Below are 12,147 nucleotides of genomic sequence, written 5' to 3'. Positions count from 1 at the left end.
ACGCGCGAAGCACCTTCTCGACGCGCGAAGCACCTTCTCGACGCGCGAAGCACCTTCTCGACGCGCGAAGCACCTGCTCGGCGAAGGTGTGTGAGTCAGGCCGAGGCTTCGAGCCGCTCGATGCGCGAGACCAGCGCCGCGCGCTTGGGCGAGCGCGCCGGCAGCATCTTCAGGCAGAGCCACAGCAGCTCGTCATCCTCAGCGCCGGCATCCGTCTCGGCGAATGCGAGCAGCACGTCCACACTCGCCTCGGCGATGAGCGCTTCGCGCAGTGCAGTGCGGACCGTGTCGCGCAGCTCCTCCACTCCGGGGGCGGTCGAGTCGGGCAGCACATCGCCGCGATACGCCGCGAGCGCGACCCGGTGGGCGCCGCGGTCCAGCAGCGAGAGCACCTGCTGCGCGTCGGTCTCGAGCTCGACCGTCAGGCGGTACGGACGCGACTGAGGCACGAGGGCGGGAGAAGTCTTCTCGAGCACCTTGCGCAGGCGAACCATCTCGGCGCGCAGCGTGACATTCGCCGAGCGGCCGGCATCCGCATCGCCGTATACGAGCTCTCCGAGCTGCTCGGCCGACACGCCCTGGCGATGTGTGGCGAGCATCAGGAGCAGTTCGGCGTGACGCTGTCCGATCTCGGACACCGTTTCGGTGTCCTCGCGTGCGACCTCCAGCAGCGCGCGGTCACGCCCGAGCACGCGCAGGATGACGCGTTCGACCGGGGCCCGTGCGTCGGCCCGCCGATTCGGCGAGCGGCGGCTCGGCGCGGACTGCGCGGCGCGGGCGCGCAGGCGCGCGACCAGCAGCTCGCCCTCAATCGCGCGGGCCGTGGCATCCACCAGCAGCTGCGCCTGCGGCGTGATCGTGTCGTCGCCGCCCGTGACGTCGATGACCCCGAGGATTCGGCGCGACTCCGGGTCATGCACCGGGACCGCCGTGCATGACCAGGACTGCACGAGGCGGTTGAAGTGCTCGGCGCCGCGGATCTGCACCGACCGATCCAGCTCGAGCGCGGTGCCGGGGGCCGACGTGCCGACGGCGCCCTCGGACCAGTTCGCGCCGGCGATGAATCCCATGTCGCCGGTGAGCGTGCGGATGTGGTGGTCGCCCTCGACCCAGAGCAGCCGCCCGGCCGCGTCTCCGACCGCGACGACGACGCCGGACTCAGCGGCCTCGCCTGGCAGCAGCAGCGCACGGATCATGTCCATCACACTCGCGAGCGGGTGCGTGCGGCGATACTCCTCCAGCGCCGCGGTCGCGAGATCGAGGGGCGGAAGCCCCTCGGCGCCGACGAGGCTCGCCAGTGAACGACGCCAGGACTCCTGCACGAGGGGGCGGACATCGCGCATGCGACGCTCCACGGCGTTGCCCGCCACGAGCTCCTCGTGCGCGCGCTCGATCAGCAGGCGAGAGGTCTGCGGGGATACCTCTCGCCGGGGCGACCACGGCGATGTCATGGGAGCTCCGATCAGCGTTGAGGAGCATGTTCATTCTAGACCCGCACCAGCAAGGCAGGGGTGAGGTGGCGGTGCCCCCGCTGGTGTCGGGGGCGGGACTTTCGCCCCTGGCGCACCTCGGCACGAGCGAGCAGAGTGGGACCGTCATCACATCGCGATGGCATGAAGGAGGAAGACATGAAGGCCGTCCAGTACCGCGAGATCGGCAAGGGTCCCGAGGTCGTCGAGATCGACATCCCCGAGCCCGGTCCCGGGCAGATCCGCCTCAAGGTGACCGCCGCCGGTCTCTGCCACTCCGACTGGTTCGTCATGGACCTGCCGGCGGAGGCGTACGTCTACGGCCTGCCGCTCACCCTCGGGCACGAAGGCGCGGGGATCGTCGACAAGCTCGGTGAAGGAGTCGAGGGCATTGAACTCGGCGGTTCGTATGCGGTCTACGGTCCGTGGGGCTGCGGACAATGCCGGGCATGCTCCCAGGGCCAGGAGAACTACTGCACCCGCGCCGCGGAACTCGGCATCGCCCCTCCAGGACTCGGCGCGCCCGGCGCGATGGCCGAGTACCTGATCATCGACGACGCACGCCACCTCGTCCCACTCGGCGATCTCGATCCGGTCGAGACGGTGTCGCTGACGGATGCCGGACTCACTCCGTATCACGCGATCCGTGCCGCGCAGCCCAAGCTGTTCCCGGGCGCGACCGCCGTGGTCATCGGCGCGGGCGGACTCGGCCATGTCGGCATCCAGATCCTGCGGGCGATCTCCGCCGTGACGGTGATCGCGGTCGATCAGAGCGAGGAGAAGCTCGCACTCGCCTCCGAGGTCGGCGCGCACCACACCGTGCTGGCGGGCCCCGATGCCGCTGAGCAGATCCGCGCGCTCACCGGCGGAAAAGGTGCCGAGGCGGTGTTCGACTTCGTCGGTGCCCAGGCCACGATCGACACGTCCCGCGCCGCGGTGGCCGTGGACGGGCACGTCAGCATCGTGGGCATCGGCGGAGGCCTCATGCCGACCGGGTTCTTCTCGACGCCCTACGGGGTCTCGGTGCGAGCTCCCTACTGGGGCAGCCGCAGCGAGCTCGGCGAAGTGCTCGACCTCGCCCGGGTCGGCGCCGTGACCGTGCACACCGAGGTATACGGCATCGACGACGCGGTCACAGCGTACGAGAAGCTGCATGCGGGTACGGTCCGCGGTCGGGCGGTCATCGTCCCGTAGCGCGGGTCATCTCCCGCGAAGAGTCAGGTCCGGGCCGGGGATTCAGACCTGCGCGGCCCACCAGGCCCGCAGGCGCTCCTCGGCTTCGGCCTCCTCGAGCACGCCCTCGTCGAGCCGCAGGTCGAGCAGGTACCGATACGCCTTGCCGACCTCGGGGCCGGGGCGGATGCCGAGCACCTCCTGGATGCGGTTGCCGTCGAGGGCCGGACGCATGGCCCCGAGCTCCTCGGCGGCTGCGAGCTCGTCGATGCGATGTTCTATGTCGTCGTAGGCGCCGGAGAGCCGCGCGGCCTTGCGCTTGTTGCGGGTGGTCACATCGGCGCGCGTGAGGATGTGCAGCCGGGCCAGCTCGGTGCCGGCATCCCGCACGTAGCGCCGCACGGCGGAGTCTGTCCACGCCCCGTCGGCGTAGCCGAAGAACCGCAGGTGCAGCTCGATCAGCCGGGTCACGGTGCCGATCGTGTCCGAGTCGAACCGCAGCGCCTGCAGGCGCTTGCGCGCCAGCCGGGCGCCCTTGATGTCGTGGTGGTGGAAGGTCACCCCGCCGCCCGGCTCGAGCTTTCGCGTCGCGGGCTTGCCGATGTCGTGCAGCAGGGCCGCCAGACGCAGCGGCACGTCGGGGGCGGCCTCCGGATTGCGTGCCCTCTCGAGCTCGATCGCCTGGCGCAGCACCGTCAGCGAGTGCTCGTAGACATCCTTGTGGTGGTGGTGCTCGTCGACTTCTAGGCGCAGGGCGGGCACTTCGGGCAGGAACAGCTCCATGAGGCCGGTGTCGACGAGCAGACGGATGCCGCGCGCCGGGTCATCTGTCTGCAGGAGGCGTACGAGCTCGCCCTGGATGCGCTCCGGGCTCACGATCGAGAGGGTTTCGCGCAGCTCCGACATCGCCTCCACCGTCGCCGGGTCGACCTCGAAGCCGAGCTGGGCGCAGAAGCGCGCCGCCCGCAGCATCCGCAGCGGATCGTCGCCGAAACTGACCCGCGGGTCGGCGGGGGTGCGCAGTCTGCGTGCCACGAGGTCTTCGACGCCGCCACTCGGATCCACCAGTGTGCGCGCGGGCACGCGCAACGCCATCGCGTTCACGGTGAAGTCGCGGCGGGCGAGGTCTCCTTCGAGGGTGTCGCCGAACTCGACGGTCGGCTTGCGTGTGACGCCGTCGTAGCTGTCGGCCCGGTACGTCGTGATCTCGACCTGCTCGGCGACCCCGGTGCGCGGGTCGCGGATGCGCGCTCCGATCGTGCCGAACTCGCGGCCGACGTCCCACTGGGCGGTGCTGATGGGCTTCACGATCCGCAGGATGGCGTCGGCATGCGCATCGGTCGTGAAGTCGAGGTCGTTGATCGCCCGGCCGAGCAGCGCGTCGCGCACCGGACCGCCGACGATCGAGAGCTCATGGCCCGCCTCGGCGAACGCCGCGGCCAGCGTCGCAACGATCGGCGAGTCGGCGAGGGCGCCCAGGCGCGCCACTCCCTCGGCCATGTTGAGCATGGATCGAGCCTACCGAGCGGCTCCGCGGGCGCGGCTCGGGGTGCTCGAAGGGTCGGACCGTAGAATCGCACCAGATCGTGCGGTCATGAATCGCACAGGAGCGAAACCCCAAACCATGACCGACACCTCCCTGACACCGGGAAAGACCGTGTCTCCGCCGCGCGCCGGTCGACGCCGCATCCGCGCGCGGCTGCGGCGCGCGATCGCGATCCCCGCGCTGCTGGTGACCGCGCTCCTGGTCGTCGCCGGTCCTGCCGCTGCGGTGCCCCCGGACGGCGCCGGTCCCAGCACGTCCGTGCCGACACCGACGCCGACGCCGACCGCCGACGGGCTCACCGGCGAGACGATCTTCACCCTCTCGCCGATCGCGAACGGGACGGTGCGCGCGGGCGAGGGGCTCGCGGTCTCGGTGAGTCTTCAGAACGGGACGGATGCCGCGACCGAACCGATCGTCGTCACCCTGTCGCTCGGCAGCACGGCCCTGCCTGATCGCGCCACGCTCTCCGAGTGGCTCGACGGCAAGACCGGCGGCCCGACTCTGACGCCGGTGGGATCGGTGACGATTCCTGCGGTGGCGTCGGGCGCGGAGGAGACCGGCGGAATCGTCATCGCACCGAACGATCCCGTCCTGGCCAGTCGCGCGTCCGGCGTCTACCCGCTTTCCGCGTCGTACGAGTCGGGCGCCGGAGTGGTCACGTCCGCAAGCGTGATGATCGTGCCGCCCGAGGGGGGAACCGAGGTGGGAATCGGTGTGGTCGTCCCGATCACCGCGGACGCCACCGCTGAAGGCCTCCTCACAGCCGCCGAGCTCGCCGAACTCACCGGTCCCGCCGGCTCGCTCACCGACCAGCTCGACGCCGTAGAGGGCACAGCGGCGATCATCGGTGTCGACCCGGCTATCCCGGCCGCGATCCGCGTGCTCGGCACGGCGGCACCGGCGAGCGCGACCGAGTGGCTCGCGAGGCTCGAGGCCCTCGCGAATTCGCGCTTCGCGCTTCAGTTCGGCGACGCCGATACGGCCGTCCAGCTCGAGGCCGGGTTGACCCGGCCCCTGGGTCCGCAGTCGCTGCAGGCCTACATGGAACCGGAGAACTTCGCGCCGGTGACGAACGCCACGCCCTCGAACCCGACGGACGAGCCCGTCTACCCCACCCTGCAGGAGCTCACCGACATCGGCGGGGCCCGAGCGGGGGTGTACTGGCCGGGCACAGGCACCGCGACACCGCACGTCGTATCCACGCTGGGCGATGTGACGGTCGAAGGCCGGCAATCGCTGACCCTCGTGCCCTCGACGTCCACGCGCGCCGGGGAGGCGGGCTCGACGGTCCCGGGTCGGGCCGTTGCGGGCGACGCCGACCTTCTCGTCTACGACGCTGATGTGTCCCGTGAACTGCACGATGCGTCGATCGAGGAAGTGACGACCCTGCGCGGCGCGCCGCTCACGGCCGCCGCCGCATTCCTGGCGTTCGCCGTCGCCGAGACCGGCGGGGAGCCGGTCGTGGTCACGCTCGACCGCGGCCAGGACCGCTCTCGGGTGGCGCTGCGCACCGCCATCACGTCGGCGTCGCAGGCGCCCGGCGCGACGCCGCTCACCCTGGGCGGGGTCTCAGCGCGGATCCCCGCGCCGGTCGAGATCGCGGACGCCCCGAGCGACGAGACGCGCGTGAGCGCGGCATCCCTCCTGATCGCCGACGAAGCCGAGCTCAGCCGGTTCGCCACGATCCTCGACGACGTCTCTCAGCTCACCGGTCCGGAGCGTGCGGAGCTCCTCCAGCTCCTCGGCCTGGCCTGGCTCCCCGAGCCCGGCGCCTGGCAGACCGCGGTCGACCTGCACCGCACCGCCACCGCGACCACACTCGACAGTGTCGGCATCGTGCCGCCCAGTCCGATAAACCTGTTCAGCGCCGGCGCTCCGATCCCGATCTGGGTGCGCAACGACCTGCCCTACCCGGTCGACATAGTGCTGTTCGCCACCCCCGACGACCTTCGCCTTGATGTGACGCGGGCGAACGAGGTCACCGCCGGTGCGCAGAGCAACACCCGCGTGCAGGTGCCGGTCCAGGCGCGCGTCGGCAACGGGGAGGTCACGGTGCAGCTGCAGCTGCGCAGCCGCACGCTCGAGCCGATCGGGGCTGCGCAGGTCGTCGACGTGAACGTCCGCGCGGACTGGGAGGGCGTCGGCATCGTGGTGCTCTCTGTGCTGGTGGGCGGGTTCCTCCTGCTCGGCGTGGTGCGCACCGTGCTCCGGCTTCGCGCAGGCCGCACGCCGCGTGCGGCGGCGGACTCCGAGAAGGATGCCGAGTGAGCGGCATCGGCCGGGCCAGCGTCCTGATCGGAGCGGGCACGATCGTCTCCCGCCTGACCGGGTTCCTGCGCGCCGTCGTCCTGGTCTCCGCAGTGGGAGCCACCACCGGCGCGGGCAACGCATTCGCGATCGCCAACCAGCTCCCGAACAACATCTACGCGATCATCTCGACCGGCCTGCTCACCGCCGTCATCGTGCCGCAGATCGTGAAAGCGGCACGACACGATGACGGCGGCCGGGCCTTCGTCTCCAAACTGTTCACCCTCGGCACGGTGGTGCTGGTCGTCGTCACCGCGCTGGCGACGATCGCCGCGCCCTGGCTCGTTCAGCTGTACGCTCCGGGATTCCCGCCCGACCAGCAGGCGCTCGCCACCGCCTTCGCCTATTGGTGCCTGCCGCAGATCCTCTTCTACGGGCTGTACTCCCTCGTCGGCGAAGCGCTCAACGCCCGCCGCGTCTTCGGCCCGTTCACCTGGGCGCCGATCGTCAACAACGTCGTGTCGATCGCCGGCTTCGCGGTGTTCATCGTGCTGTTCGGCTCCACCGAGGCCGTGGCTGCATGGACTCCGGCGATGGTCGCGCTGCTGGCCGGCACGGCGACCCTGGGCATCGTGGTGCAGTCGGTCATCCTGCTCACGTTCTGGCGTCGCACCGGCCTGCACGTGCGCCCCGACTTCCGCTGGCGCGGTGTCGGGCTCAGCGACCTGGGGCGCCTGGCGGGCTGGACGTTCCTGATGGTCGTCGCCGGGCAGCTGGCCGGCCTCGTCCAGTCGCGTGTCCTGTCCGAAGCCGCACAGGACTATCCCGGGGTGCTGGTCTCTCAGAACGCGTGGCTGCTGTTCATGCTGCCGTACTCGATCATCGTGCTGTCGATCGGCACTCCGTACTTCACGCAGCTCAGCGAACACGCCGCGGCCGGGCGCGACGACGACGTCCGCGACGACGTGGGGCGCAGCATCCGCACCCTCGGCGTCTTCATCGTCATCGCCACAGCGGCCCTCGCCGCCGCCGCAGTGCCCGCGTCGCGCATCTTCACCGGCAGTCGCGACGAGGCGGTCGCCGCCGCGCTCGTGCTGCTGTGCTTTCTGGTGAGCCTGGTGCCGCTGGCGGTGCTGTTCGTGATCCAGCGCACCTTCTACGCCTACGACGACACCCGCACGCCGTTCCTCTTCACCCTGCTGCAGTGTGTCCTCGTGGTGATCACCGCCCTGGTCGCATCGACGCTGCCTGTCGAGTACCTGGCAGCCGGGATCGCGCTCGGACAGTCGTTCGCCAGCATCGTGCAGGTGATCGTCGCGACCTGGCTGCTGCAGCGTCGGCTCGGCGGACTGCGGGTGGGCACGTGGATGCTGGCACTCGGCCGATTCGCGCTGGCCGCCGTCCCCGCCGCCGCCGCAGGCTGGGTCACGTTCCTGCTGCTCGGAGGGGTGGACGGCTGGACGGTCTCGGACAAGCTGCTCGGCGCGATCGGGGCGGCGATCATCGGGATCGTCTCGCTGATGGTCTACGCCGGATTCCTTGCGCTCCTTCGCGCCCCTGAACTGGGGCCGGCAATCGCCCTCGCGCGGCGAATTCTGCCGGGCGGTCGCTGATCACCCGGCCACCGGCCACCTTTGCGGAATGCGCCGCGGCTACCATGTGTTGAAGAACCCAGGGCTACGAAAGAGAGGGCGCACGTGCGTCAGGTCATCATCATCGGGTCGGGTCCGGCCGGCTTTACCGCTGCGATCTATGCGGCACGGGCGAACCTCGAGCCGCTCGTGGTCGCCAGTTCGGTCGAGGTCGGCGGCGAGCTCATGAACACCACCGATGTGGAGAACTTCCCAGGGTTCCCGGACGGCATCCAGGGTCCGGAACTGATGGACAAGATGCAGAAGCAGGCCGAGCGCTTCGGCGCCGAGATCCTCTACGACGATGTCGTCGAGCTCGATCTTTCGGGGCCGATCAAGACCGTCAAGCTCGGCAGCGGCGCGGTGCACGAAGCCTCGTCCGTGATCTTCGCGACCGGATCCGCCTACCGCAAGCTCGGGCTTGCGGCTGAGGAGCGGCTGTCGGGTCGCGGGGTGTCGTGGTGCGCGACGTGCGACGGCTTCTTCTTCCGCGAGCGCACCATCGCGGTCGTGGGCGGTGGCGACTCCGCGATGGAAGAGGCCACGTTCCTCACGCGCTTCGCGTCGAAGGTCTACGTCATCCACCGCAAGGACTCGCTGCGCGCCTCGAAGATCATGCAGGAGCGCGCGTTCGCCGACGAGAAGATCGAGTTCATCTGGAACAGCGAAGTCGCCGACATCCTCGGTGACGAAGCCGTCTCCGCGATCGTGCTGCGTTCGACGGTCGACGGCACGACCCGCAAGCTGCCGCTCGACGGCCTTTTCGTCGCGATCGGCAACGACCCGCGCACGCACCTCGTGCACGGCAAGCTCGAACTCACGCCCGAGGGAACCATCTGGGTGCACGGCCGCTCTTCGCGCACGTCGGAGCCCGGTGTGTTCGCCGCCGGCGACGTCATCGACCCGACCTACCGGCAGGCTGCCACCGCCGCCGGCAGCGGGACGGTCGCGGCCCTGGATGCCGAGCACTTCCTCGCGGCGCTCGAGCAGTCCGGCGACCCTCAGTTGGCCGAGGACATCGAGGTGGCCACCGAGACGCCCCGCCGCGAAACCGATCAGGCCGAGACGGGCGTTCCCGCAGCCTGAGAGCGCGCGGAGCACCCGGGAACAATCCGGTGGCGTGTGGCGTTCTGAGCAGTAACGACTTCCGAACAAGGAGAAATCAAATGACCGCCAAGGCGACGACATCCGCGACCTGGGAGCAGGACGTCCTTCACGCAGAAGGCCCCGTGCTCGTGGACTTCTGGGCTGAGTGGTGCGGACCATGTCGCATGGTCTCGCCGGTTCTCGACGAGATCCAGGCGGACAACCCAGACAAGATCACGGTTCTCAAGCTCAACGTGGACGAGAACCCCGACCTCGCCATGAAGTACCAGATCACGTCGATTCCGGCGATGAAGGTCTTCAACAAGGGCCAGGTCGAGACGACGATCATCGGCGCGAAGCCGAAGTACGCGATCGAGCAGGATCTCGCGGCGTACCTCGCCTGATCTTGTACTCCCTCGAACCCCGGTGAGATTCTGGTTCTCACCGGGGTTTCTTTGTCATATGCACGAATCGGCATCAAGAGCGGCGCGGCGTAGGCGCGGCTCAGGGTGCGTCGGCCCGCACCTGCGCATCCCACCGGCGGTGCGGGCTCTCATCGCCGATCAGCCGCCACACCGCCGCGGTCAGTGGGGGGTAGTCGAGCGCGATCTGCCGAAGCACGCGATAGTGGCGTGCCGCATTCGGACGCGCGCCGCCGTTGGCTGCGATGTTCTCGGCACGCAGGATGAACACGACGAGTTCGTCGACGGACGGCAGGTCTTCCATGAACTCCCACGGATCCTCGCCTGCGCGGAGCCGCTCCTGCACCAGAACGGCACGCTCCTCCGCGGCTTCGGCCCGGAGAAGCTCGAGACTGGCCCGTCGCTGCGGGGCCTCGTCGTGCGTCGCCATCCATCCAGCGTACGTGGGTGCGCGCTCAGACCGAGCTGTAGCCCGACTCGCCGATCTCTTCGAGGATGCGGTTGAGATCCTGGATGCTGGCGAAATCTATGCTGATCTGCCCTTTTCTCGAACCGAGCGAGATCTTGACGCGCGTATTGAGGCGGTCGCCCAGCCGCTCGGCGACCTCGTCGAGGTGCGCTCGGCGGGCACCGGCCTGTGGCTTCGATGGGCGCGATCGCCCGGCATCCGGCGCCTTCGCGGCCGCTTCGGCCGCCCGCACCGACAGGTCCTCGTTCACGATCTTGTCGGCGAGCCATTGCATGCCGTCGGAGTCTTCGAGTGACAAGATCGCCCGCGCGTGGCCGGCAGTGAGCACACCTGCCGCGACGCGCTGCTGCACGGGCAGAGGGAGCTTCAGCAGGCGGATCGTGTTGCTGATCTGTGGACGGGAGCGGCCGATCCGGGTGGCCAGCTCCTCCTGTGTGATGCCGAAGTCCGCCAGCAGCTGCTGGTAGGCGGAGGCCTCTTCCAGCGGGTTCAGCTCCGACCGGTGGAGGTTCTCGAGCAGCGCGTCTCGGAGAAGGTGCTCATCCGCGGTGTCGCGGACGACCGCGGGGATCGTTTCGAGACCGGCCTCGCGAGCGGCGCGCGTGCGCCGCTCTCCCATGATGAGCTCGTAGGTGCCGTCGCCGACATCACGGACGACGACGGGCTGCAGCACACCGAACTCGCGAACGCTGTGCACGAGCTCGGCGAGTTCATCCGCATCGAAGTGCGTGCGAGGCTGTCGAGGGTTCGGGACGATCGCGTGCGGGTCGATCTGGGCGAGCCGGGCACCGGGAACCTCGATGAGGTCTTCGGTCTCTTCCGAGGGAGCGCCGGGGAAGAACACGTCGACCGGCCGCGCCTCAGAGGACGTCTCATTCGTCGGGATCAGTGCACCGATCCCCCGTCCCAGACCGGTCCGTTTGGCCATCAGGAGTCTCCTTCATCGGCGGGCGCGCTGGCATTCCCGTGGTCTGTGGTGGCGGCATCCGGACCAGTGCCCGTCGCGCTGTCCTGGTTCACGCCGTCCTGGTTCACGCTGTCGCGGCGGATCATCTCCACAGCCGCCTCGCGGTAGGCGATGGCGCCGGCTGACTGACCGTCGTAAGCGATGACCGTCTGTCCGAAACTCGGTGCCTCCGAAACGCGAACGGACCGTGGAATGACGGTCGCGAGCACCTCCTCCGGGAAATGCGTGCGCACCTCCTCTGCCACCTGCTGCGCGAGCCGGGTGCGGCCGTCGTACATCGTCAGCAGGATCGTCGAAAGCCGCAGCCGCGGATTCAGGTGCTTCTGGATCATGCGCACGGTGCCGAGAAGCTGACTGAGCCCCTCCAGCGCGTAGTACTCGCACTGGATCGGGATGAGAAGCTCGTGTGCTGCGGCGAACGCGTTGATCGTGAGCAGACCGAGCGACGGCGGGCAGTCGATCAGGACGAAGTCCAGCCGCTCGTCGAGGCTGCCGAGGTACTCGTCGAGCGCGGTGCGCAACCGGTGTTCGCGTGCGACCTGCGACACCAGCTCGATCTCCGCACCCGCGAGGTGGATGGTGCTCGGCGCGCACAGCAGATTCGGCGACTCCGGGCTCGTCTGCACGATGTCGGCGATGGGGAAATCATCGATCAGAACGTCGTAGATGCTCGGAATTTCGGCTGTGTGCGACACCCCGAGGGCGGTGGAGGCGTTCCCTTGAGGATCGAGATCGATCACGAGCACGCGCGCGCCTACCGAAGCAAGGGAAGCGGCGATGTTGACCGTCGTCGTCGTCTTCCCAACGCCGCCCTTCTGGTTCGATACCGTGATCACGCGGGTACGACCGCTCAGTCGAACCGTGACGCCCTCGAGGACGCGTCTGCGAGCGGTGAGATCGGCGAGTTCACGCGCAATCGGGCTGTCATCGATCGAGAAGGGTGCCGGAGACTCGGCGTTCTCGGGATGTTTCACGTGAAACAGCCTCCCTTTGGCGCACCGACGGACATCGCGCTCCACTCTAGTCGCGACCCAGCCGGCGGCCCGCCCACCAGTGGTCGAGTAGCGCCGGTCGACACACCACCGGTGGTCGAGTAGCGCCGCCAGGCGCGTACCGAGACCCGCCGGTCGACACACC

General features: G+C 69.3%; 10 protein-coding genes. 5 read left to right on the top strand and 5 right to left on the bottom strand.

The features are described from left to right. Positions 1 to 95: 95 nt before the first annotated feature. On the bottom strand, positions 96 to 1,451 hold the full coding sequence (locus tag QZV84_RS07640) for a helix-turn-helix domain-containing protein (protein WP_292827768.1): 1,356 nt from the start codon (positions 1,449 to 1,451) through the stop codon (positions 96 to 98). Between the two features lie 177 nt (positions 1,452 to 1,628). On the opposite strand from QZV84_RS07640, the gene QZV84_RS07635 reads away from it, so the two are divergent. After that, complete coding sequence (locus QZV84_RS07635) at positions 1,629 to 2,663, top strand: NAD(P)-dependent alcohol dehydrogenase (RefSeq protein WP_292827765.1); 1,035 nt, start codon at positions 1,629 to 1,631, stop codon at positions 2,661 to 2,663. Positions 2,664 to 2,705: 42 nt separating this feature from the next. Here the strand turns inward: QZV84_RS07635 and QZV84_RS07630 are convergent, their stop codons facing one another. After that, positions 2,706 to 4,151 (bottom strand): CCA tRNA nucleotidyltransferase, encoded by a 1,446-nt coding sequence (locus tag QZV84_RS07630; protein WP_292827762.1) that lies wholly within the window; start codon positions 4,149 to 4,151, stop codon positions 2,706 to 2,708. Between the two features lie 115 nt (positions 4,152 to 4,266). On the opposite strand from QZV84_RS07630, the gene QZV84_RS07625 reads away from it, so the two are divergent. From QZV84_RS07625 to trxA, 4 genes are all read left to right on the top strand, one after another. Continuing rightward, positions 4,267 to 6,456, top strand: a complete 2,190-nt coding sequence (locus QZV84_RS07625) for a DUF6049 family protein (RefSeq protein ID WP_292827759.1) — start codon at positions 4,267 to 4,269, stop codon at positions 6,454 to 6,456. After that, complete coding sequence (gene murJ, locus QZV84_RS07620) at positions 6,453 to 8,048, top strand: murein biosynthesis integral membrane protein MurJ (protein ID WP_292827756.1); 1,596 nt, start codon at positions 6,453 to 6,455, stop codon at positions 8,046 to 8,048. The genes QZV84_RS07625 and murJ overlap by 4 nt, the downstream gene beginning before the upstream one ends. A gap of 84 nt (positions 8,049 to 8,132) precedes the next feature. Then, on the top strand, positions 8,133 to 9,152 hold the full coding sequence (gene trxB / locus QZV84_RS07615; protein WP_292827754.1) for a thioredoxin-disulfide reductase: 1,020 nt from the start codon (positions 8,133 to 8,135) through the stop codon (positions 9,150 to 9,152). Between the two features lie 80 nt (positions 9,153 to 9,232). Continuing rightward, a complete protein-coding gene (trxA, locus tag QZV84_RS07610) occupies positions 9,233 to 9,556 on the top strand; it encodes a thioredoxin (RefSeq protein WP_292827751.1) in 324 nt (107 codons plus the stop codon). Positions 9,557 to 9,656: 100 nt separating this feature from the next. Here the strand turns inward: trxA and QZV84_RS07605 are convergent, their stop codons facing one another. Genes QZV84_RS07605 through QZV84_RS07595 form a run of 3 tightly spaced genes read right to left on the bottom strand, consistent with a single transcriptional unit; the run spans position 9,657 to position 11,984 of the window. Continuing rightward, complete coding sequence (locus tag QZV84_RS07605) at positions 9,657 to 10,004, bottom strand: tryptophan synthase subunit alpha (RefSeq protein WP_292827748.1); 348 nt, start codon at positions 10,002 to 10,004, stop codon at positions 9,657 to 9,659. Between the two features lie 25 nt (positions 10,005 to 10,029). Continuing rightward, positions 10,030 to 10,971 carry a ParB/RepB/Spo0J family partition protein gene (locus QZV84_RS07600; RefSeq protein WP_292827745.1) on the bottom strand — a complete coding sequence of 314 codons (942 nt, stop codon included), beginning with the start codon at positions 10,969 to 10,971 and terminating at the stop codon, positions 10,030 to 10,032. Next, positions 10,971 to 11,984 carry a ParA family protein gene (locus tag QZV84_RS07595; RefSeq protein ID WP_292827742.1) on the bottom strand — a complete coding sequence of 338 codons (1,014 nt, stop codon included), beginning with the start codon at positions 11,982 to 11,984 and terminating at the stop codon, positions 10,971 to 10,973. The genes QZV84_RS07600 and QZV84_RS07595 overlap by 1 nt, the downstream gene beginning before the upstream one ends. Positions 11,985 to 12,147: the final 163 nt, after the last annotated feature.

The organism is Microbacterium sp., from assembly GCF_011620715.1.
In the GTDB taxonomy this organism is placed as follows: domain Bacteria; phylum Actinomycetota; class Actinomycetes; order Actinomycetales; family Microbacteriaceae; genus Microbacterium.
Note: the sequence above shows the minus strand (reverse complement) of the source record. Positions and strands in the feature narration are given on the sequence as shown.